This is a genomic window from Amycolatopsis sp. NBC_01480, assembly GCF_036227205.1.
In the GTDB taxonomy this organism is placed as follows: domain Bacteria; phylum Actinomycetota; class Actinomycetes; order Mycobacteriales; family Pseudonocardiaceae; genus Amycolatopsis.
This window is the reverse complement of sequence record NZ_CP109442.1, coordinates 6,314,935-6,336,048: the sequence shown is the minus strand read 5'-3', so window position 1 is coordinate 6,336,048 and position 21,114 is coordinate 6,314,935. Positions and strand designations below refer to the sequence as shown.

21 protein-coding genes are annotated in these 21,114 nt (G+C 71.2%); 6 read left to right on the top strand and 15 right to left on the bottom strand.

Annotated elements, in window-relative coordinates; translation table 11 throughout:
- Position 1: 1 nt before the first annotated feature.
- The 4 genes from OG371_RS30330 (at position 2) to OG371_RS30315 (ending at position 5,608) form a co-directional block, all read left to right on the top strand.
- Positions 2–1,504, top strand: a complete 1,503-nt coding sequence (locus tag OG371_RS30330) for a DUF7782 domain-containing protein (RefSeq protein WP_329058830.1) — start codon at positions 2–4, stop codon at positions 1,502–1,504.
- Positions 1,505–1,514: 10 nt separating this feature from the next.
- Positions 1,515–1,940 (top strand): D-aminoacyl-tRNA deacylase, encoded by a 426-nt coding sequence (gene dtd, locus OG371_RS30325; RefSeq protein WP_329058829.1) that lies wholly within the window; start codon positions 1,515–1,517, stop codon positions 1,938–1,940.
- A 315-nt stretch (positions 1,941–2,255) separates the two neighbouring features.
- Positions 2,256–3,293, top strand: a complete 1,038-nt coding sequence (locus tag OG371_RS30320) for a sigma-70 family RNA polymerase sigma factor (protein ID WP_329058828.1) — start codon at positions 2,256–2,258, stop codon at positions 3,291–3,293.
- A 656-nt stretch (positions 3,294–3,949) separates the two neighbouring features.
- Entirely contained in the window at positions 3,950–5,608 is a 1,659-nt protein-coding gene (locus OG371_RS30315; protein ID WP_329058827.1) for a fumarate hydratase, read from the top strand.
- A 43-nt stretch (positions 5,609–5,651) separates the two neighbouring features.
- Here the strand turns inward: OG371_RS30315 and OG371_RS30310 are convergent, their stop codons facing one another.
- The 13 genes from OG371_RS30310 to OG371_RS30250 form a co-directional block, all read right to left on the bottom strand.
- Entirely contained in the window at positions 5,652–6,065 is a 414-nt protein-coding gene (locus OG371_RS30310; protein ID WP_329058826.1) for a MarR family winged helix-turn-helix transcriptional regulator, read from the bottom strand.
- Positions 6,062–7,507 carry an MFS transporter gene (locus tag OG371_RS30305; RefSeq protein WP_329058824.1) on the bottom strand — a complete coding sequence of 482 codons (1,446 nt, stop codon included), beginning with the start codon at positions 7,505–7,507 and terminating at the stop codon, positions 6,062–6,064. The genes OG371_RS30310 and OG371_RS30305 overlap by 4 nt, the downstream gene beginning before the upstream one ends.
- A 123-nt stretch (positions 7,508–7,630) precedes the next feature.
- Positions 7,631–8,068, bottom strand: coding sequence for an SRPBCC family protein (locus OG371_RS30300; protein WP_329058823.1), 438 nt, complete (start codon positions 8,066–8,068; stop codon positions 7,631–7,633).
- 232 nt (positions 8,069–8,300) lie between these two features.
- Positions 8,301–8,786, bottom strand: a complete 486-nt coding sequence (locus OG371_RS30295; RefSeq protein WP_329058821.1) for a hypothetical protein — start codon at positions 8,784–8,786, stop codon at positions 8,301–8,303.
- Positions 8,787–8,828: 42 nt separating this feature from the next.
- Entirely contained in the window at positions 8,829–9,326 is a 498-nt protein-coding gene (locus tag OG371_RS30290; RefSeq protein ID WP_329058820.1) for a hypothetical protein, read from the bottom strand.
- A gap of 83 nt (positions 9,327–9,409) precedes the next feature.
- On the bottom strand, positions 9,410–10,207 hold the full coding sequence (locus OG371_RS30285; protein ID WP_329058819.1) for an ABC transporter permease: 798 nt from the start codon (positions 10,205–10,207) through the stop codon (positions 9,410–9,412).
- Positions 10,185–11,057, bottom strand: coding sequence for a 2-aminoethylphosphonate ABC transporter permease subunit (locus tag OG371_RS30280; RefSeq protein WP_329058817.1), 873 nt, complete (start codon positions 11,055–11,057; stop codon positions 10,185–10,187). The genes OG371_RS30285 and OG371_RS30280 overlap by 23 nt, the downstream gene beginning before the upstream one ends.
- The gene (locus tag OG371_RS30275) at positions 11,054–12,124 is read right to left on the bottom strand and encodes an ABC transporter ATP-binding protein (RefSeq protein WP_329058814.1); all 1,071 of its coding nucleotides are present in this window, start codon (positions 12,122–12,124) and stop codon (positions 11,054–11,056) included. The genes OG371_RS30280 and OG371_RS30275 overlap by 4 nt, the downstream gene beginning before the upstream one ends.
- Entirely contained in the window at positions 12,121–13,158 is a 1,038-nt protein-coding gene (locus OG371_RS30270) for a 2-aminoethylphosphonate ABC transporter substrate-binding protein (protein ID WP_329058812.1), read from the bottom strand. The genes OG371_RS30275 and OG371_RS30270 overlap by 4 nt, the downstream gene beginning before the upstream one ends.
- 23 nt (positions 13,159–13,181) lie before the next feature.
- The gene (locus OG371_RS30265; RefSeq protein WP_329058811.1) at positions 13,182–13,850 is read right to left on the bottom strand and encodes a phosphonatase-like hydrolase; all 669 of its coding nucleotides are present in this window, start codon (positions 13,848–13,850) and stop codon (positions 13,182–13,184) included.
- A complete protein-coding gene (locus OG371_RS30260) occupies positions 13,847–14,962 on the bottom strand; it encodes a TIGR03364 family FAD-dependent oxidoreductase (protein WP_329058810.1) in 1,116 nt (371 codons plus the stop codon). The genes OG371_RS30265 and OG371_RS30260 overlap by 4 nt, the downstream gene beginning before the upstream one ends.
- A gap of 117 nt (positions 14,963–15,079) precedes the next feature.
- The gene (locus OG371_RS30255; RefSeq protein WP_329058809.1) at positions 15,080–15,460 is read right to left on the bottom strand and encodes a DoxX family protein; all 381 of its coding nucleotides are present in this window, start codon (positions 15,458–15,460) and stop codon (positions 15,080–15,082) included.
- Between the two features lie 74 nt (positions 15,461–15,534).
- Positions 15,535–16,323, bottom strand: a complete 789-nt coding sequence (locus OG371_RS30250) for a GntR family transcriptional regulator (RefSeq protein ID WP_329058806.1) — start codon at positions 16,321–16,323, stop codon at positions 15,535–15,537.
- Between the two features lie 276 nt (positions 16,324–16,599).
- Here OG371_RS30250 and OG371_RS30245 point away from each other — a divergent pair, with 276 nt between their 5' ends.
- On the top strand, positions 16,600–17,406 hold the full coding sequence (locus OG371_RS30245) for a S1 family peptidase (protein WP_329058804.1): 807 nt from the start codon (positions 16,600–16,602) through the stop codon (positions 17,404–17,406).
- A gap of 55 nt (positions 17,407–17,461) precedes the next feature.
- Here OG371_RS30245 and OG371_RS30240 read toward each other — a convergent pair whose 3' ends face one another.
- Both OG371_RS30240 and OG371_RS30235 read right to left on the bottom strand, forming a co-directional pair.
- On the bottom strand, positions 17,462–18,568 hold the full coding sequence (locus OG371_RS30240) for an NAD(P)H-dependent flavin oxidoreductase (RefSeq protein ID WP_329058802.1): 1,107 nt from the start codon (positions 18,566–18,568) through the stop codon (positions 17,462–17,464).
- A gap of 88 nt (positions 18,569–18,656) precedes the next feature.
- Positions 18,657–20,252, bottom strand: coding sequence for an acyl-CoA synthetase (locus OG371_RS30235; protein ID WP_329058801.1), 1,596 nt, complete (start codon positions 20,250–20,252; stop codon positions 18,657–18,659).
- 62 nt (positions 20,253–20,314) lie between these two features.
- On the opposite strand from OG371_RS30235, the gene OG371_RS30230 reads away from it, so the two are divergent.
- Positions 20,315–21,097 carry a crotonase/enoyl-CoA hydratase family protein gene (locus OG371_RS30230; RefSeq protein ID WP_329058799.1) on the top strand — a complete coding sequence of 261 codons (783 nt, stop codon included), beginning with the start codon at positions 20,315–20,317 and terminating at the stop codon, positions 21,095–21,097.
- Positions 21,098–21,114 lie beyond the last annotated feature (17 nt).

Below are 21,114 nucleotides of genomic sequence, written 5' to 3'. Positions count from 1 at the left end.
CGTGAGCACGAACACGCCTCTGCCCGACCTGTCCGACGACGTCTGCGCGCGGTTGCGCGAGGCCTTCCTCCGCGCCGCCTACGACGCCGACGGCGTGGTCGCCGCACTCGGCGGCGCGGCGCACTCCGCGCTCGGCCGCGGCGAGCCGGAGCCGGCCCGCCGCGCGAGCCTCGACGCCGGCGACCTCGGCACGTTCATCCGGCTGTTCCTGCTCGGCCTGGCGGAGCCCGAAAAGTCGGTCGAAGCGGCTTTTGCCCCGCTTTCCGCCGAGGCCGCGGTGGCCGCCGGGGTGCTGAAGGCCGACGCCGGCGGGTTCAAGGCCGCCCTCGACATCCGCCCGCACGGTGACGAAGAGGGCTCCTGGTGGGTGGTGTCGGACCTCGACGCCGACATGCTGGGCCACACCGTGCCCGAGGACCACGTGCTCGGCGTCGGGCACGCCTCGCTGAGCCTGATCCGCGCGACGAGCCGCCGCCCGGTCGGCAGCCTGCTCGACGTCGGCACCGGCAACGGCGTCCAGGCGCTGCACGCCACCCGCCACGCACAGCGGGTGACGGCCACCGACGTCTCCGCGCGGGCGCTGGCCCTGGCCGCGGGCACGTTCCGGCTCAACCAGCTGAACGTGGAGCTGGTGCGCGGCGAGTGGTTCGCGCCCGTCGCTCGGCGGCGGTTCGACCAGGTCGTGTGCAATCCGCCGTTCGTCGTCGGCCCGCCGCGGGTCGATTACACCTACCGCGACTCCGGGCTGGCCGGCGACGACGCCAGCGCGCTCGTGGTGCGCCAGCTGCCGGGATTCCTCAACGACGGCGGCGTCGGCCAGCTGCTCGCGTCCTGGCTGCACACCGGCCGCGAGGACTGGGCCGACCGCGTCGCCCGCTGGCTGCCCGCGGAGACCGACGCGTGGTTCGTCCAGCGCGACGTCGCCGACCCCGGGCTGTACGTCGGCACCTGGCTGCGAGACGAGGGCATCGACCCGCGTTCGCCGGAAGGCCGCGCGAAAGCCGCCGCGTGGCTGGACTGGTTCACCGAGAACGACGTGCGAGGCATCGGCTTCGGATTTGTCACTTTGCGCCGTGCGGCGGGGAAAACGCCGACCGTGGTGTGCGAAGACCTGCGCCAGGCGTACGACGATCCGCTGGGCCCGGAGGCCGCGAACTGGCTCGACCGCGTGGAATGGCTTCGCGCGCACGGCGACGAGCTGCTGGACGTCGCGTTCCGGGTGCCGGAAACCGTGCTGCTGGAGCGCGTCGACTCCCCCGGCCCCGAGGGCTGGGAGACGACCGTGCGGCGGCTGCACCGCACCGACGGGCCCGGGTGGCAGCACGAGGTCGACGAGCTCGCCACGCGGCTGCTCGCGGGCTGCCAGGGCGCGCTGCCGCTGGAGGACCTGATCGAGCTGCTGGCCGCGGCACAGGGCCTCGAGCCCGGCGAACTGGCCGCCGCGGCGCTGCCCGTGGTCCGCGAACTGGTGCGGCACGGCATGCTCGTGCCGGCCGGGCACTGAGACGCTCGTCATGAAAGCGGTCGCGGCCCGCGTCACCCGGGCGAGTGTGACAGTGGACGGAAATGTGATCGGGGCCATCGCGGAACCGGGACTGTTGGTGCTGCTGGGAATTCACGCCTCGGACGATCGGGTGAAAGCGGCCACGATGGCACGCAAGCTCCACGAGCTGCGCATTCTGCGGGACGAGCAGTCGTGCGCCACCGTGGGCGCGCCGCTGCTCGTCGTTTCACAGTTCACGCTGTACGGCGACACCCGCAAAGGCCGTCGCCCGTCGTGGACCGCCGCAGCCCGCCCGGAAGTGGCCGAACCCCTGGTGGAAGCCATGATCGAGGAGCTGCGGGCGCGCGGCGCGACGGTCGCGACCGGCCGGTTCGGCGCGATGATGGCGGTGGAGAGCGTGAACGACGGCCCGTTCACCGTTCTCGTAGAGGTCTAGACCACATATCCCGGCCGCCGGAACCGCGTACGGATCCGCGGCCGCACCGGTTCACCGGAAGCGGCGATCCTCACCGGATCTTCACGATTCCCGGGCCACAGCGGGCTTCTCAGGAAAAGCTCAGTTTTGGTGGAGCAACCGCGAGGCGTTTCCCCCCGTCCTCTCTTCAGCAAGCCGGGAACGTTTTGCGTTCCCGGGGCGTTGAGATCGATGTCCAGCCAAGCCGGCTGGGCCCGCGGTCCGGGTTTCCACAGGGCCCGTCACCGCAGGCGCATCACCGGCGAGACACGTTCAGCCCGTGACCGGGGAGGCAGAATGTCAGTCCAGACTCTCGAACGCGAAGCGCGCGGGATTCGCGAGCGCGGGATTCCAACACGGCCCTTCGTCGAGGAGCCGCCGGCGGGTGTGGGGACACTCACCGCGGAAGACCTCGACGCCCAGAGCCCGGCCGCCGACCTGGTGCGCGTGTACCTCAACGGCATCGGCAAGACCGCGCTGCTCAGCGCGGCCGACGAGGTCGAGCTGGCCAAGCGCATCGAGGCCGGGGTGTTCGCCCAGCACATGGCCGACACCGCCGAGAACCTCACCGCCAAGCGGCGCACGGAGCTGAACGCGCTGGTGCGCGACGGCCACGTGGCCAAGAACCACCTGCTGGAGGCCAACCTCCGCCTGGTGGTCTCGCTGGCCAAGCGCTACACCGGCCGGGGGATGCCGCTGCTCGACCTGATCCAGGAGGGGAACCTGGGCCTGATCCGAGCGGTGGAGAAGTTCGACTACTCCAAGGGGTTCAAGTTCTCGACCTACGCCACCTGGTGGATCCGCCAGGCCATCACCAGGGGGATGGCCGACCAGGGACGCACCATCCGGCTGCCGGTCCACCTGGTCGAGCAGGTCAACAAGCTCGCCCGCATCAAGCGCGACCTGCACCAGCAGCTCGGCCGCGACGCCACGCACGAGGAGCTGGCGGCCGAGTCCGGCATCCCGGCGCACAAGATCTCGGACCTGCTCGACCACTCGCGTGACCCGGTAAGCCTGGACATGCCGGTCGGCACCGAGGAAGACGCCCCGCTGGGCGACTTCATCGAGGACTCCGAGGCCACCGACGCCGAGAGCGCCGTGATCTCCGGCCTGCTCCAGGACGACCTGCGCCGCGTCCTCGCGACGCTCGACGACCGCGAGCAGCACGTGATCCGCCTGCGCTACGGCCTCGACGACGGCCAGCCCCGCACCCTCGACCAGATCGGCAAGCACTTCGGCCTGTCCCGCGAGCGCGTGCGCCAGATCGAACGCGAGGTCATGTCGAAGCTGCGCCAGGGCGAGCGAGCCGAGCGGCTGCGGGCTTACGCCAGCTGACGTTGCGGGTTGGGGCGAGCCGTGCTCGCGGAGCACGCTCACCACAGTCCGCAAGTCAGGTGTCCTTTGGGGGTCGAACCCCCAAACCCCCGCCAGGGGGCAAGCCCCCTGGACCCCCGTCGGTGGTCACCTTCCAGCGGCCGGCGCCGACCGGCGTTGACCGCCTTTTGTAGGCCCGAAGATCCCGTGAGCGCATGGTCACGGGATCTTCGGCGTTAACGGGGGCCGGTGAAAGATCAGCGAGTTTGAGGGGTACGGGGAGTGGGTAGCAAGCCTTCGGTGACACCCGTTCGGCCGGATTGACTTATGACCTGCGTCACGACAATGTCGTGACTGGGCCGTTCGCCTGCCGGCGGTGAACGCCCGGTTTGAGCCACGCGGTGCGGATGTGTGCGCATCCGTCCGCTTTCCCCGGGAGGTCGGGTCCGTCGGGGTGGGCCCGGCCTCCCGAACCAAACCCCAGGCGCCGCACCTGCCCGGATGAGCCGGGGCCTAGGCATTCCTCCTCGCACAAGACAAAGCCGGTTTTCGCCGCGACTCGCCTTTCTCTCGCTGCGCTCGTGCTCTGGGACACACTGGCGCTCGGGCGTGAACGGTGACGTGGAGGGCGCTGAGTACCGTGGTCGGATTCCGATCAGGGGCAAAGGAGCCTGGCTGTGCCGTCCACCACGTTTCAGCACACCGAAGTCCTGCCGCTCGGCAAGGACACCACCACCGAGTACCGGCTGGTCACCGCGGACGGCGTCGAGGTCGTCGAGGCCGCGGGGCGCAAGTTCCTGCGGGTCGACCCGGCCGCGCTGACCACGCTCGCGCGCACGGCCATCACCGACATCCAGCACCTGTTGCGCACGTCACACCTGGCCCAGCTGCGGGCCATCGTCGACGACCCCGAGGCCAGCGGCAACGACCGGTTCGTCGCGATGGACCTGCTGCGCAACGCCGCCATCTCGGCCGGCGGCGTCCTCCCCATGTGCCAGGACACCGGCACGGCGATCGTCATCGGGAAGCGCTCCGAGGGCGTGCTCACCGGCGGCGACGACGAGCGCGCGCTGTCACAGGGCATCTTCGACGCCTACCAGCAGCTGAACCTGCGTTATTCGCAGATGGCGCCGGTCAACTTCTGGGACGAGCGGAACACCGGCACCAACCTGCCCGCGCAGGTCGAGCTCTACCACAAAGACGGTGAAGGCGACCCGGCGTACGAATTCCTGTTCATGGCCAAGGGCGGCGGCAGCGCGAACAAGACTTTCCTGTTCCAGGAGACCAAAGCCGTGCTGAACCCGAAGCGGCTCGCGCGGTTCCTGGACGAGAAGCTGCGCGGGCTCGGCACCGCAGCCTGCCCGCCGTACCACCTGGCGATCGTCGTCGGCGGCATGTCGGCGGAGTTCAACCTGAAGGTCGCGAAGCTCGCCTCGGCGCGCTACCTGGACACGCTGCCGCAGGAGGGCTCGGAGCTGGGCCACGCGTTCCGCGATCCGGACCTGGAGCAGCAGGTGCTGGAGATGACGCGCCAGTTCGGCATCGGCGCGCAGTTCGGCGGCAAGTACTTCTGCCACGACGTGCGGGTGATCCGGCTGCCGCGGCACGGCGCGTCCTGCCCGGTCGGCATCGCGGTGTCCTGCTCGGCCGACCGCCAGGCCAAGGCCAAGATCACCGCCGACGGGGTGTTCATCGAGCAGCTCGAGCGCGACCCGGCGCGGTTCCTGCCTGAGGTCACCGAGGACGACCTGTCCGAGGAGGTGGTGACCGTCGACCTGAACCGGCCGATGGCCGAGATCCGCGAGCAGCTCTCGCGGCTGCCGGTGAAAACGCGGCTTTCGCTGACCGGGCCGCTGGTGGTGGCGCGCGACATCGCGCACGCGAAGATCGCCGAGCGCCTCGACGCCGGTGAGGAGATGCCGCAGTACCTGCGCGACCACCCCGTGTACTACGCGGGCCCGGCGAAAACGCCGGAGGGCTACGCGTCCGGCTCGTTCGGCCCGACCACGGCCGGGCGGATGGACTCGTACGTCGAGCAGTTCCAGGCCGCCGGCGGCTCACTGGTGATGCTGGCGAAGGGCAACCGCTCGAAGCAGGTCACCGCCGCGTGCCAGGCGCACGGCGGCTTCTACCTCGGCTCGATCGGCGGCCCCGCCGCCCGGCTGGCCAAGGACTGCATCAAGCAGGTCGACGTGCTCGAGTACGCCGAGCTGGGCATGGAAGCCGTCTGGAAGATCGAGGTCGAGGACTTCCCCGCCTTCATCGTCATCGACGACAAGGGCAACGACTTCTTCGCCGCGACCAGCGAACCGGTGCTGCAGATCAGTTTCCACTGAACTGCTCGTGAGTGTTCATGACGGTTCTAACCGTCATAAACACTCACGAGCTGGTCAAGCGCGCCAGGATGCGGTCGAGCGCCGCGAGGTCGGCGGGCGGCAGCGCGAGCACGGCCCCGGGCGGCTCCCCCAGGATCCGCAGGGCCAGCGCGGCGGCTTCCCGGCCCGCCGGGGTGAGCGTGACGACGCGGCTGCGGCGGTCGTCCGGATGCGGCTCACGGACGGCCAGCTCGCGGCGCACCAGGTCGTCCACCACCAGCGTGGTGTATGGCCGGTCGGTGTTGAGCGTCTCGGTCAGCTCGCGCATGGTCATCGGCCGCTCGGCGACCCGGTACAGGGCCTTGACCTTGATGAAGCTCATGCCGAGCGCGTCGCAGACCTTGCGGCGGCGGTCGTGCTGGTCCAGCACCAGTGACCGCATCCGGGCCCAGGCCCGCGCGGCCGTCTCGCTGCTCATCGCGCGGGCACCAGCCCGGCGCTGGGCTCGTCCTCCAGCCCGTCGGCGACCCTGGCGGCGGACGCGCGGGCCCAGCCGCTGGTCGTGACCAGGCCGAGCACCAGCACCACGGCCCCGCAGCCGGCGATGATCCACCAGCCCACGGAGCTGGCCGCCGCGAAACCCGTGCTGAACGGGCCGTGCACCCGCGCGGTGACCACCGTGCCGATCACCGCGACGCCGAACGACGCCCCGACCTGACGGCTCGTCGACGCGATCGCGGCCGCGACCCCGGCCTGCGAGCGCGGCATGCCGGACACCGCCGCGTTCGTGATCGGCGCGTTGACCAGGCCGAACCCGATGCCGAAGACGACGTAACAGGCCATCAGCGGCCACACGGACGTGCCCTGCGTCGCCCAAGACAGCCCCGCGGCGCCCACCGTGATGCCGCACCCGGCGACGACCAGCGGCAGCCGGGCGCCGCGCGCGCCGACCAGCCGTCCGGACAGCGGCGCGAAGACCGCCGTCATCGCGGCCATCGGCAGGGTCAGCAGGCCGGCGTGGAGCGCGCTGTAACCGCGGGCGTCCTGCAGGTAGAGCGAGTTGACGAAGAGGAATCCGGCGAGGCCGGCCATCGCGGAAATCGCGATCACGGTCGCCCCGGAGAACGGCACGCTGCGGAAGAACCTCAACTCCAGCAAGGGATCCCGGCGCCGTTTCTCGTACGGAACCAGTACTAGCACTGCGAGCAGCGCCAGCGCGAACACGCCCAGGATCCGCGGGGAGCCGTAGCCCGCCTCCCGGCCTTCGATGATGCCGTATGTCAGGCCGGCCAGGAACACGATGACGAGCAGCTGGCCCACGGGGTCGATCCGGCGCGGCCGCGGCGCGCGCGACTCGGGCACCAGCAGCGCGGTGAGCACCACGGCGGCGATCGCCACCGGCACGTTGATCCAGAAGATCGAGCGCCAGCCGAAGGGCCCGACCAGCGCGCCGCCGACCACCGGCCCGATGGCCATGCTCAGCCCGACCACGCCACCCCACACGCCGATCGCGCGCGCCCGCTCCTTCGGTTCGGTGAAGGTGTTGGTGATGATCGACATCGCCACCGGGTTCAGCATCGAGCCGCCGATCGCCTGCACCGCACGGAAAGCGATGAGCAGCCCGATGCTCGGCGCGACGCCGCACAGCAGCGAGCCGAGGCCGAAGAGCACCAGCCCGGTCTGGAACGTCCGGCGCCGGCCGAGCCGGTCGGCCGTGGAACCGGACAGCATCAGCAGGCTGGCGAGCACGAGCGTGTAGGCGTCGATCGTCCATTGCAGACTCGAGACGGACGCGCCGAGCTCGTGCTGGATGGACGGCAGCGCCAGGTTCACGATCGTGTTGTCGAGCCCCACGATGAACAGGCTCATACAGCAGACGGCCAGTACCGCCTGCCGCCGCCGACGGCTCAGCTCCGGCACGGGACTCCTTCGAAGTAGTTGTAGGCCTATAATATTTAGCAGGCTACAACTAACTTTCCGGCCGCCCTGGTGGAACGCGGCCGAGGTCACGCGCAAAGCGGACGTCGCGGGCGTCTTCGGGCTTCAGCCGGGGAACATCCCGGCGAGCCGCTCGAGCGTCTTCTCGATGCCCTGGGCATTTTTCCTGGGGAACCCGGCCAGCCGGATGACGAACGGGGCGGTGGCCGTGGACCAGTCGAAGGTCTCGGTGACCTGGGTCTTGCCGTCGTCGAGGGGCTTGAGCAGCCAGCGCCAGCGGTGCCCCATGAAGTGCCGCCACGCGATGAGGCGGTTCTCCTCGAACTCCACCACGGTGTTCTGGATCTTGTACGTCGCGCCCATCTTCATCTCCATGCCGAACCGCGCCCCGAGCGACAACCGGTCGGGGGCGCTCGCGCCACTGGACCGGACCGTGCCGGAACCGTCGATCAGGGGGTGTTTGGCAGGGTCGGCAAGCAGTTCGAAAAGCTGCTCGGCCGAGGCGGCGATCACCGCGGTGCGCGAAACCTGGCGTGTTCCCATGGGCGCCGAGGTTAAGGGGTGCGCGCGGGGGCCGCGGAATGGGCCGCGACGGGGTTTCCTGCACCGGTGGTGGAAAACCCCGCCACGGCCCGGTCGCCTGCGCGGGCGCCGGGCGGCCCCCCGACTCGAGTCGCCCGGCGGCCGCGGAGGCCGTCAGTGGTTGCAGCGGATGACGCTTTCCCTGCGCTCAGTGCAGCGAAAGCGTCATCCGCTACCTCCGGCGAAGCGTTACTCAGTGCGGCGGCGACTTCTTCAGCACCACCGTGCGGTCGCCCAAAGGCGCGGCCAGTGCCACGGAGATGTACGGGTACCGCAGGTCCATCGTGCACATCTGCCCGGTCTGCGCCTTGGTCTCGCTCAGGTCGAGGACCACGTGCTGCGCGGTCTGCTCGATCGCTTCGCCCAGGGCGTGCTGGCAGCCGCCCTCCTCGGCGCGGAGGTTGATGATCGTGCCGCCGTTGGCCGTGTAGACCTGGCGCGGGAAGTCCTTCGGCAGGGCCGCGGCGTCGACCTTGGCCGCGGGTACCGGGGTGCTGCCCGGGGGGAGTTCGAGCCGGGGCTTGGCCGGGGCGCCGGGCGAGGGCGGTGTCGTCGCGCTGCTCGGTGCCGCGGGGTCGTTCCCCGACGCTGGGTGGGTGGCCATCGTTTCCTGGCCGCCACAGGCCGTCACCGTCAAGAGGATCAGGCCCGTGCCGACCAGCTTCGTCAAGTGCCTCATGCCACCTAGGACGGAAGCACCGCCGCCGGGGGTTGCACGTGATCAGGATCCGGGGCGCAGAACCAGCTTCCGGCCGCCGAGCGGCTGGTCGAGCGTCACCGGCAGGGAGATCTCCCTGATGTGCATCGGGCACATCTGGCCGTGCGGCGCCTTGGTCACGGTCACCACCACGACGGCCTGCTGGGCCGTCTGCTCACCGGCGCGCGCGGAGAGCTTGTCGCAGCCGCCCTCTTCGGCCTGGATCACCACGACCTTGCCGCCCTGCGCGAGCGTGAGGTCGTGGGGATAGCCGGGCGGCAGCGCCGACGCGTCGACCTGGCCCGGCGCCGGCGCCGTGTCACCCGGCGGCACGCCCTGCGTCGGGCGGCTTTGGGGCGGCCCGGACGGCGAGGGCAGCGGGACCGGCGGCGGGGACGTCGAGCCCGATGCCGGCGGAACCGACGTCGGACCCGGCGCCGGAGACGCCGAAGTGGACGGTGCGGAGGCGCCCGAACCGGACTGCCCGCCACAAGCCGCCACAGAAAGCAGCAGAACGCTCATACCCAGGACTTTCACCGTTGTCCGCATACAGTGCGGACGGAAACCAGGCCCCCGAAGGTTGCACGCGGGGACCCGGAATCTCTTCACCGAGCCGCGCCACGACCGCGGACCAGCCCCAGCAACACCACCCCCGCCAACGTCACCACCAGCAACACCACCGTGCTCGCCGACGCCAGGAACACCTGCCCACGGTCGGTCAGCGCGAAAACACTCGCCGGGAGTGTGCGCCAGTCCGGTGGGTACAGCATCATCGTGGCGCCCAGTTCGCCCATCGACATCGCCAGGGCGAGGCTCGCCGAAGCGGACATCGCGGGCAGCAGCACCGGGATCCGGACGCGCAGCAGCACCCGTGCCGGACGCGCGCCGAGGCTGGCCGCGGCCTGCGCCAGCTGCGGGTCCACACGGGCCAGGGCCGCCGAGACCGTGCTGTAAGCAAACGGCAGCAACAACATCAGGTGCGCGGCCATCACGATCCACCGCGTCCCGTTCAACGCGAGCGGCGGACGGCTGAACGCCACCAGCAGCGCCAGCCCCAGCACCACTGACGGCACCGCGATCGGCAGGTGGAACAGCGTGCCGACGGCCTGGCGCACGCGGGACGGCGCGCCGTCGGCCGCCAGCGCGGCCCAGGTGCCGAGCAGCACGGCCGCGGCGGACGCGATCACGCCGGTCTGCACGCTCACCGAAAGGCTCGCGAAGGTGTCGCCGGACAGCGCGTCGACGTAATGCGCCGCGGTGAAACCGCCGGGCAGCACGCCGGTCCAGTGCCCGGCGAAGGACGCCAGCACGATCATCACCAGCGGCGCCGCCACCACGACGGCGAACACCACCCCGGCCACCAGCCACAGCAACACCCGGCTACGCCTCGTCCACAGCAGCACGGCGGCCCCCTCCCATAGCTCCCGCAGCCCGGCGATATCCCGCGTAAAGCAGCAGCGACAGCACGACGTCCACCATCGCGACCACGGAGGCGGCCGGGAAGTCGAACGTAACGATCGCCTTGCCGTACACCAGCATCGGCAGCGTCGACACACCCTTGGCGCCGAGGAACAACACGATCCCGAACTCGTTCATGGTCAGCAGCAGCACCAGGCAGGCACCGGACGCGAGCGACGGCAGAGCCTCCGGCAGCACCACCTGACGCAGCACCCGCCCCGGCCGCGCGCCGAGGCTCGCCGCCACTTCCAGCTGGGCCGCGGGCACCTGGCCGAACGCCGCGAGCGCCGGGCGCATCACAAACGGCGTGTAGAAGGTGATCTCGGCGAGCAGCACGCCCCACGGCGAGTACAGGAACCCGCCGGCACCGAACACCCCCGCGCTGCCGTAAAGGAAGGTGAACGCGAGCGCGATGAGGAACGAGGGGAACGCGGGCAGCGTGTCGACCAGCCGCGCCAGCGCCCGCGCGCCGGGGAACGGCACGAACGCGACCGCCAGCGCCAGGAAGGTGCCGAGCAGCAGGCAGCCGGCCGTCGAGCCCAGCGCGAGCAGCACGGTCTGCCAGGCCGCGTCGCGGAACTCGGCCGAGCCCAGCACGTCGCCCCAGACCGAGAGCGTGAGCGCGCCGGACTTGGAGGTGAACGACTGCACCGCGACCAGCACCAGCGGATAACCGAAGAAGCCGAGCAGCACGATCACCGGCGGCACCAGCCACCACAGCCGGGCCCGCCGGACGCGCTGGGGACGGCGTCCGGCGCGGGCCGGGGCGGTGGCTTCGAAAACGAGGCCGGTCACCCGCCCACCCCCAGCAGCGGGCAGCCGTCCGGAATGGACACTCCCACCGAGTCGCCGACGGCGGGCAGGCCGGGCCCGTCCGGGACCTCGGCGCGCAGCTCGCAGTCCGCGGCGGGCAGGTGCAGGTCCAGCCGGTAGCCCGAGCCGCGCCACTGCACGCCGCGGACCAGCGCGGGCCACGCGTCCGGCCCCGGCGCGCCGACGCCGACGCGGTGCGGCCGCACGCCGAGCGCCACGGACTGGCCCTCGCCGAGGACGCCGGTGGGCTCGGCGGACAGCTCGCGCCCGCCGAGCCGGACGACGGCGGTGCGGGCGCCGTCGAACCGGACCAGCTCGACCGGGACCAGGTTGGCCCCGCCGAGGAAGCTCGCGGTGAACTCGCTGGCCGGGCGCCGGTACAGCTCCTCGCACGGGCCTAGCTCGACCAGCCGCGAATCCCGCAGCACCCCGATCCGGTCGGCCAGCGCGAGGGCCTCGGCCTGGTCGTGGGTCACGTGGATCATCGTGGTGTCCGGCAGTTCCGCCCGCAGCCGCAGCAGCTCCGCGATCATCTCCTCGCGCAGCGCGGCGTCCAAAGCGGACAGTGGCTCGTCCAGCAGCAGCACGCCGGGCCGGATCGCGAGCGCCCGGGCGAGCGCCACGCGCTGCTGCTGCCCGCCGGAAAGCTCGCGCGGGAAGCGCCGGGCGTACGCGCCCATGCCCACCAGCTCCAGCACCTCGCCCACCCGCCGGGTGACCTCCGCCCGCGGCAGCCCGCGGGCCTTCAGCCCGAACGCCACGTTGCCGTCCACCCGAAGGTGCGGGAACAACGCGTAACTCTGCACGACCACGCCGAGCCCGCGCCGGTGCGGCGGGAGGTCGGTGACGTCCTCGCCGTCGAGCAGCACCCGCCCGGCGCTCGGCCGGACGAACCCGGCCAGTGCCTTGAGCGCGGTCGACTTGCCCGAGCCCGACGGTCCCAGCAGGGCCAGGGTCTCCCCCTTCGCCACCGAAAGGTCAAGGGGGGACAGTGCTTGCGTCGCTCCGAAGTGGACGGAGACGCCGCGGAACTCGACCGCCGGGGTCACTGGCCGATGGCCTTCTTGTAGGCGGCCAGGTCCGCGTCGAGCCGGCCCAGCACCGCGGTCCAGTCCGGCTGCCAGATGTCGACGCCGGTCATCGTGGCCTTGATCCGGTCCGCGTTCGCGCCGGTGGACTTGACGTCGGCGCGGGTCGGGATGCCGAAGGCGTCGGCCGCCTTGGCCTGGGTCGCCGGCGAGAACAGGAAGTCCAGCAGCTTCTTCCCGTTGTCCGCGTGCGGGGCGTTGGTGACCAGCCCGGCCTCGTACGGGATCGCGAAGGTCGAGCGCTTGCCCTGCGCGTCCGCCGGGAAGAAGACGTCGAAGCCGCCGCTCTTGCCGATCTCGGCCAGGTTCATCTGCACGTCGCCGTTGGCCACCAGCAGCTCGCCCTTGGCCACCTTCGGCTGCAGCTTGCCGGTGGACGAGGACGGCCCGACGTTGTTCGCCTGCAGCTTGCCCAGGTAGTCCAGCGCGCCCTGGTCGCCGAACACGTGCTGGAGCTGGAGCAGCACGGCGGTGCCGTCGCCGGCCTCGCCGGGCGTGGAGTACTGGAGCTTGCCGCGGTACTTCGGGTCGAGCAGGTCGTTCCAGGTCTTCGGCGCGGGCTTGGCCTGCTGCGGGTTGTAGATGAAGCTGATGTAGTTGTTCATCATGGCGAAGTAGCGGCCCTGAGGGTCCTTCTCCGCGGCCGGCACCTGCTCGGCGCCCTGCGGCGCGGACGAGGCGAGCAGGCCCTGCTGCGCGACCTGCTGGATGAACGGCGGCAGCGTGACCAGCACGTCGGCCTGCGTGTTGCTCTTTTCCTTCTCCACCCGCGAAGCCACTTCGCCGGAGCCGGCGGTGACGGCCTGCACGGTGATGCCGGTCTGCTGCTTGAACTCGGCGAACCGGGCGGTGTACCAGTCCTCCAGACCGTCCACTGTGTACACGGTGACGGTCTTGCCGTCCGCGGCCGCGCCGCCGCCGGTCCCGCCGCACGCCGCGAGCAGGCCGAGCAGGCCCGCGGCGAAGACGTACGCCACTCTCTTCGGGGTCTTCATGGTTCTGGCTCCTTCAGCGCAGTTCAGCTCAGCAGGGAGGGGAGGTCACGCACGGAATCGAGGACGTGGGTGGCGCCGGCGGCTTCGAGGCCGGCCCGGGTGCCCGCGCCGGTCAGCACGCCCGCGACCACGGACGCGCCGGCGGCGAGCCCGGAGCGGACGTCGGACGGGGTGTCCCCGGCGACGGCGATCCGCCGCACGTCGGACACCTCCAGCCGCAGCGCCGCGGCCAGCACCAGGTCGGGGAACGGGCGCCCGCGGACGCCTTCGCCCGGGGCGAGCGCGAGGTCGGCGAGGTCGCGCCAGCCCAGCGCGTCGAGGATCGCGGTCTGCGTGGCCGGGGCGAACCCGGTGCTGAAGGCGACCTTGACGCCGCCGGCCCGCAGCGCGCGGATCACGTCCTCGGCGCCGTCGACCGGGGCGCACTCCCCCGCAGCGACCAGCCGGGCGTACGCGCGCTCGAACGCGGCGTTCGCCCCCTGCGCGGCCGTCTCTTCGCCGAGCAGGGCGCGGAAGACGGTGATCTTCGACTGCCCCATGGTCTCTTCGACGTAGGCGAGCATCTTCGGAAAACGATCGTCCTCTTCGGACACTCCGGCCGAGCCGATCGCTTCGGTGAAAGCCCGCACGACCAGGCCGTCGTCCATCACCGTGGTGCCGGCCATGTCCAGCACCACCAGCTCGGGGGTCACAGGCCCAGCTCCACGGCCGTGTCCTCGGCGATGGCCGGGGAGCAGGTCATGCCCCGCCCGCCCGGGCCGGTGATCAGGAAAGCGTTGCCCGCCAAGCGTTCCCGGTGCACGATCGCGCCCGTGTCGGTCGCCTGGGCGTACACACCGGCCCAGCGGCGCCGGATCCGCGGCAGCGGGCGGCCCAGCAGCGCGCCGGCGACCTCGGCGAGGTGGCGGTACGGGTCCTCGTCGACGTCGAAGCCGAACGGCTGGGTGTACTCGTGGGTGTCGCCGATCGTCAGCGAACCGTCGAGCCGCTGCACCATCAGCAGCTGCATGGCGTGGCCGGCGGGGATTTCGCCCTGCGGCTGGCCGGTGTTGAGCCCGTCGAGGGCGGGGCCGCGGTACGCCGGGTAGTAGCGGAAGCTGTCGGCGTCGGCGACGCTGGTGGTCAGCGGCTCGCCGAGCGGCTCGGTCTGCGCCATCTGCAGCCGCACCCGGCGGACCGGCAGCTCGCCGGCCACCTCGCGGACCAGGCCGCCGAGCCAGGCGCCGGTGCAGAACAGCACGACGTCGCCCTCGTGCCGCTCGCCGTGGTCGTCGACGACGCCGGTCGAGGTCAGCGTGCGGACCTCGCGGCCGGGCCGCCAGGTGTAGCGGCCGCTCGCCGTCAGCGCCGCGCGAAGGGCGGGTTGCGCGGTGCGCGGCTCGACCGCAGCGTCACGGTCGCACCACAGCGCGCCCAGGAAGCCGCCGCGCAGCGCGGGGTTCAGCGCCCGCGTCTCCCCGGCGTCGAGCAGCTTGAACCCGCGCGCGGCGTCCGGATTGGCCGCCACCTCCCTGGCGACGGCCAGCTCCGCCTCGGTGCGGACCACCGTGAGCGAGCCGTTGTCCCGGAAGCCGAGATCCGGCACCCGCTCGCCGATCCGCTCCCACAGCCGCCGGGCCCGCACGGCCGTGGCCAGCTCGGCACCGGCCGCCCGGCCGCCGACCCACACCAGGCCGAAGTTCCGCACGGACGCGCCCCGCGCCTCGGCCTCCCGCTCCAGCTGGACCACTTCATGACCACGTTCGACGGCCGCCCAGGCGTGCATGGTGCCCAGCACGCCGCCGCCCACGATGAGTATTCGCACGGCGGTTACGGTCGCTGGCCGCCACCAACGCCGCTTGGCGCCCGAGCGAACTGGAGGTGAACCGACCCCGAATATTGGACCGGATGAGTTACCGTTCTGTTATCTTCGGCTGACGATCTAGAGCCGTCCGACGGCCACGAAGACACACACCGCGAGCAGCAGCACGTTGACGCCGACGTTGCGCCATTCCGAGGGCTTGTGCTGCACGATCGCCAGCCGGCCGTGGCTCCCCATCGCGCCGATCATCACCACGACCAGGCCGACCGCGGCCCAGCCGGTGAGCGCCGGGGCGACGCCGGTGAGCTGCGGCAGGATCAGCCCGAGCACGGCGATCAGCTCGCAGATCGCGGCGAACCGGACCACCGGCAGCGGGAAGGCGGCGGCGCCGGTCTGGCCCGTCTCCAGCATCCGCTCCCGCGACATCGTCGACTTCAAGACGCCCGACAGCGCGAAGATCAGGGCCAGGAAGATCTGCCCGGTCCAGAGTGCGGCGTTCATCGTGGTGCTCCCTCCTGAGCCGGCCCCTCGGCCGGATCACGGAGGGAACGAGACGGGCGTCTTGAATGTGACAGCTACTCGACGCGGCCCAGCCGGGTCATGAAGCTCAGCCGGTCGCCGCGGAACAGCGAGCGGACGCGTTCGAACGGCTCGCCGTCCGGACCCCACGAGACGCGGTGCATGAGCAGCATCGGCAACGCCGGGTTGGTGCCGATCAGCAGGGCCTCGCGCGGGGTGGCCAGCACCGTCTCGACCCGCTCCTCGGCGCCGTCGAACACCACGCCGAGCTGCTCGCGCAGGAAGGCGTACAGCGACTGCTCCGGGTCGAAGACCTCCAGCAGCGTCGGGAACTTGGACGCGCGCAGGTAGGTCGACTCCAGCCCGACGCGCTCGTCGTCGGCGAGCAGCACGCGTTCGATGTGGATGACCTCGTCGGCCGGCTCGATCCGCAGGTCGGCGGCCAGTCCGGTGCCCGCCGCGCGGCGCTCCAGCGAGATCAGCGTGCGGCCCGGCGCGATGCCCTGACGGCGCAGGCCCTCGGTGTAGCTGACCAGCGCGAGCGGCTGCACCAGCTTCGGCGGGGCGACGTACGTGCCGCTCCCCTGCCGCCGGCTGAGCCGGCCTTCGAGGACCAGCTCGCTGACAGCCTGGCGCACCGTGGCGCGCGAAACGCTGAACCGCTCGCACAGCTCCCGCTCGGCGGGCAGCACCGCGCCCTCGCCCAGCTCGGCGATCACCGCGAGCAGCTCGACCTTCACGGCGTAGTAGCGCGGGACGCGGCCGTGCTCGGGAATGCCGTCGCGCACCGGGCCGTCGGCGGACAGGCGGGACAGCTGGGGCAGGGGAAGCGGTGACGTGGGCACGAGTCCCGAGCCTATGCGAGCCGGGCGGCCCGTGGTCGGCCGTCCCAGGAACCGCCCGATCGGACGACAGGGGCGCCGCGGGCCCACGCAGAGTCCGCCTCAGGGCGACCCGGAGCCGGAAAGATCCGAAGAAAGTTGGTTGTCCGGTTGTTCCGGCTCTGGTGTAGTCGAGGTGGCACTCCCGCTTCCCCGTAGTTCCGCTTCTCCGTAGATCCACTGTGGACATCAACCGCCGTGGACGCCAGAAGTTTCCCGGACACCGGAAGGACGAATCCCTTGGCCAGCAAGAGATGGTTCAGCCTGCTCAAAAAAGCCGCGATCGGCGTCGCCGCCGCCACCGCGTTGGCCGGGCTGGCGAGCCCCGCCGTCGCCGCCCAGCCGCCCTCGACGAACGGCACGCAGGTGATCGGCGGCAGCCGCGCCGCGTCCGGTGAGTTCCCCTGGATGGTGCGGCTTTCGATGGGCTGCGGCGGCGCGCTGTACACGTCGCAGATCGTGCTCACCGCCGCCCACTGCGTCGACCGCACCGGCTCGAACAGCTCGATCACCGCGACGCTCGGCGTGGTCGACCTGCAGAGCGCCAGCGCCAAGAAGGTGAAGTCCACCTACGTCTACCGGTCCCCGACGTACGACACCACCGGCGGCGACTGGGCGCTGATCAAGCTGGCCAGCCCGGTCACCGGGATCGCCACGCTGCCCGTCGCGTCGACCACGGCGAACAACAGCGGCACGTTCACCATCGCCGGCTGGGGCGCCGCGTCCGAGGGCGGGGCGCAGCAGCGGTACCTGCTCAAGGCGCAGGTCCCGTTCGTCAGCGACGCCACCTGCAAAGCGCAGGGCGGCGACTACACCGGCCTGATCGCCAACGCCGAGATCTGCGCGGGCAACATCGACTCCGGCGGCGTGGACACCTGCCAGGGCGACTCCGGCGGCCCGATGTTCCGCCGGGACAACACCAACGCCTGGGTCCAGGTCGGCATCACCAGCTGGGGCACCGGCTGCGCCCGGGCGCACGCGCCCGGCGTGTACACCGAGGTGAGCAGCTTCGCGAGCGCGATCTCCTCGGCGGCTTCGTCCATCTAGTACCCCTCGTGAGTGGCTATGCCGGTTCTAACCGGCATAGCCACTCACGAGCTTTTCAGCGCGTTTTGTCCAGCCGCGCCAACGCTTCCTCGTACCCGCTCACCAGTTCGGCGATCACCTCGGCCACCGGGCGGACCCGGTCCATCCGGCCGACGATCTGGCCCACCGGCATGGACACCACACTCGGGTCGCCCGAGGCGTGGATCCGGTTGTGCGCCTGGGAAACCAGCAGGTTCTGCAACGGCATGGGCAGCGGCTCGGGGGCGTCCGGCGCGGCCCAGGCCTCCGTCCAGCGGGTCTTGAGCAGGCGCGCGGGCTTGCCGGTGTAGATGCGGGTGCGGACGGTGTCGGCGGACGTCGCCGAGACCAGGGCCTGTTGCATGCCACCGGATTCCGCCATGGTCTGGAGGTACTCCTCGGTGGCGAGCCAGAACGAGCCCATCCACACCCCCTGCGCGCCGAGTGCCAGCGCCGCCGCCATCTGCCGGCCGGAGCCGATGCCGCCCGCGGCGAGCACCGGCACCCGCGAGCCGACGGCGTCCACGATCTCCGGCACCAGAACCATCGACGCGATCTCGCCGGTGTGCCCGCCCGCCTCGTAACCTTGCGCCACCACGAAGTCCACGCCGTTGTCGACATGCCTCACGGCGTGCTCGGCCTTGCCCGCCAGCGCGGCCACCGGCACGCCCGCCGCGTGCGCCCGCTCGATCACGTCCGGCGGCGGCGAGCCCAGCGCGTTCGCGATCAGGCTGATCCGGTGCTTCAGCGCGACGTCCACATGGGACCGCGCGACCGAGTGCAGCCAGCCGAGCACCCCGGCCCGCTCGTCGGTGTCGTCCGGCAGCGGGGGCACGGACAGCTCCCGCAGCACTTTGTCGACAAAGGCCCGGTGGCCGTCCGGGATCAGCTTCGTGAGGTCGACCTGGCTGCCCTCTTCGGGGATCTTCGCCGGCATCACGATGTCGACCCCGTACGGCTTCCCGCCGGTGTGCTCGTCCATCCAGTCCAGCACGCGGTCGAGTTCCGCGGCGTCGTTGAACCGGACGCAGCCGAGCACCCCGAGCCCGCCGGCGCGGCTGATCGCGGCCGCGACGTGCTCCGACGGCGTGAAGCCGACGATCGGCAGCTCGATGCCGAACCGGTCGCACAGGGAAGTGCGCATGCTCGCTCCTAGGAAACGTGGTGGAATGCAGCGGATGACGCTTCCGCCTCGCTGAGTGCAGGGAAGGCGTCGTGCGCTGCGTCGTGCGCTAGGCGGGTTCGTGGTCGGCGGCGTAACGCTGGGCCCACGGGTAGTCGGGTTTGCCGCTCGGGGACCGGCCGATCTCCTCGGCCAGCCAGACCGTGCGCGGCACCTTGTAGCCGGCGACCTCGGTGCGCACGTGGGCCTCGATCGCCTCGAGGTCCGGCGTCACGCCCGGGCGCGTCTGCACGACGGCGGCCACGCGCTGGCCGAGCCGCTCGTCCGGGATGCCGATGACCAGCGCGTCGAACACGTCGGGGTGCGACTTCAGCGCGCCCTCGACCTCTTCGGGGTACACCTTTTCCCCGCCGGTGTTCACGCACTGCGAGCCGCGGCCCAGCAGCGTGACGGTGCCGTCCTCCTCGTACCGCGCGTAGTCGCCGGGCACGACGTACCGGACGCCGCCGAGGTCCACGAAGATCGTGCGGCTCTTCTCCGGGTCGTTGTAGTAGCCCAGCGGCACGTGCCCGCGGCGGCCGATCAGCCCGATCGCGCCGGCCTTGGGCTCGACCAGCGCGCCGTCGTCGTCGAGCAGGATCGCGTCTTTGCCGAACGCGACCCGCGGGCCCGCGCTGTGGTCGGAATCCTTGCCCACCATGCCGATCCCGGTGAAACCGCTTTCGGAAGAGCCGATGGCGTCGGTGATCACCACGTTCGGCAACAGTCCCAGCAGCTCCTGCTTGACCGACTGCGAGAACAGCGCCGCGTGGCTCGAAACCGCGGCGAGCGACGACACGTCGTAACCGCCCTCGCGCAGCGCCTCGATCAGCGGCCGCGCCATGGCGTCGCCGACGATGGTGAGCACCTGGACCTTGTGCTCCTGCACGGCCCGCCACACCTGGTGCGCGTCGAATTGCGGCACGAACACCACCGGGCTGCCGGTGAACAGCGCGCCGAACGCGGCCCACTGCGCGGCGCCGTGGATGAGCGGCGCGGCCGGGAGGCGCACCAGCGAACCGGCCTTGCCCTGCTCGGCGAGCGTCCACTCGTCGGGCACGTACTCGCCGGTGATGAAGTTGATGCCGCCGCCGAGCGCGCGCCAGATGTCCTCGTGGCGCCAGAGCACGCCCTTGGGATAACCGGTGGTGCCGCCGGTGTAGAGGATGTACAGATCGTCGGCGCTGCGCTCCTCGAAGTCGCGCTCGGGCGAGCTTTCCGCCAGCGCCGTCTCGTACTCGACACCGGTCTCGTACGCGGCGTCGGAGCCGTCTTCGACGACGACAACGTGTTTCAGTTTTGGCGTCTCGGGGAGCACCGCGGCGACTTTGTCCGCGTACCGGCGCTCGTGCACGAGGGCGACCAGGTCGGCGTTGTCGAACAGGTAGCGCAGCTCGCCGTGGACGTAGCGGTAGTTGACGTTCACCGCGATGGCGCGCAGCTTGTACGCGGCGAACATGGCCTCCAGGGCCTCGATGGAGTTGCGTGAATAGACACCGATGTGGGAACCGCGTCCCACGCCGTGGGCGGCGAGGTGGTGGGCCAGGCGGTTCGCGCGGGCTTCCAGCTCCGCGAACGTCACCCGCCTCTCGCCGCACACGACCGCGACGCGTTCCGGCACGGCGTCGACGGCGTGCTCGAGTAAATCCGCGATGTTGAGTGCCACTCCCCTAAAGTAGAACATGTTATCGTTCCGGGCAATGACCCTGGGACTGCCGGGAGGTTTCGGTGGCTGAGCCACACGCACTGGTGACGCTGGAGGGGCACACGCTCGTCGTCACCATGAACCGGCCCGAGGCGCGCAACGCGCTTTCGGGCGAGATGCTCGCGATCATGGTCGAGGCCTGGGATCGGGTCGACTCCGACGACGAAGTCCGCAGCTGCGTGCTGACGGGCGCGGGCGGCGCGTTCTGCGCGGGCGCGGACCTGAAGTCGATGGCCCGCAACGCCCCGGCGTTCGGCGAAGGCGCGTTCGACCCGAGCCGCATCGAGGGCCTGCTGAAGGGCCGCCGCCTGACCAAGCCGCTGATCGCCGCCGTCGAAGGCCCCGCGATCGCGGGCGGCACGGAAATCCTGCAGGGCACCGACATCCGCGTGGCCGGCGCGAGCGCGCGCTTCGGCGTCTCCGAAGCCCGCTGGAGCCTGTTCCCCATGGGCGGCTCCGCCGTGCGCCTACCGCGCCAAATCCCGTACACCGTCGCCGCCGACCTGCTCCTGACCGGCCGCCACATCGCGGCCGAGGAGGCCCTGTCGATCGGCCTGATCGGCCACGTGGTCCCGGACGGCCAGGCGCTTTCGCGCGCGTTGGAGATCGCTTCCTTGATCGACGCGAACGGGCCGCTCGCGGTGCGCGCGATTCTGAAGACCATGCGTGACACCGAGGGCATGCATGAGGAGGAGGCCTTCAAGCTGGACGCGCAGTATGGGATCGAGGTGTTTTCCTCCGCTGATGCGAAGGAGGGGCCGCGGGCGTTCTCGGAGAAGCGGAAACCACGGTTTCAGGGCAAGTGACTTGTAACGCCGATCGG

What these genes read in the sequence shown, in the direction of transcription:
- OG371_RS30310 (WP_329058826.1), bottom strand. Translation starts at nt 6,065, where the DNA reads ATGAGCAGCGAGACGGCCGCGCGGGCCTGGGCCCGGATGCGGTCACTG.
- OG371_RS30300 (WP_329058823.1), bottom strand. Translation starts at nt 8,068, where the DNA reads ATGGGAACACGCCAGGTTTCGCGCACCGCGGTGATCGCCGCCTCGGCC.
- OG371_RS30290 (WP_329058820.1), bottom strand. Translation starts at nt 9,326, where the DNA reads ATGAGCGTTCTGCTGCTTTCTGTGGCGGCTTGTGGCGGGCAGTCCGGT.
- OG371_RS30320 (WP_329058828.1), top strand. Translation starts at nt 2,256, where the DNA reads ATGTCAGTCCAGACTCTCGAACGCGAAGCGCGCGGGATTCGCGAGCGC.
- dtd (WP_329058829.1), top strand. Translation starts at nt 1,515, where the DNA reads ATGAAAGCGGTCGCGGCCCGCGTCACCCGGGCGAGTGTGACAGTGGAC.
- OG371_RS30295 (WP_329058821.1), bottom strand. Translation starts at nt 8,786, where the DNA reads ATGAGGCACTTGACGAAGCTGGTCGGCACGGGCCTGATCCTCTTGACG.
- OG371_RS30255 (WP_329058809.1), bottom strand. Translation starts at nt 15,460, where the DNA reads ATGAACGCCGCACTCTGGACCGGGCAGATCTTCCTGGCCCTGATCTTC.
- OG371_RS30240 (WP_329058802.1), bottom strand. Translation starts at nt 18,568, where the DNA reads ATGCGCACTTCCCTGTGCGACCGGTTCGGCATCGAGCTGCCGATCGTC.
- OG371_RS30270 (WP_329058812.1), bottom strand. Translation starts at nt 13,158, where the DNA reads ATGAAGACCCCGAAGAGAGTGGCGTACGTCTTCGCCGCGGGCCTGCTC.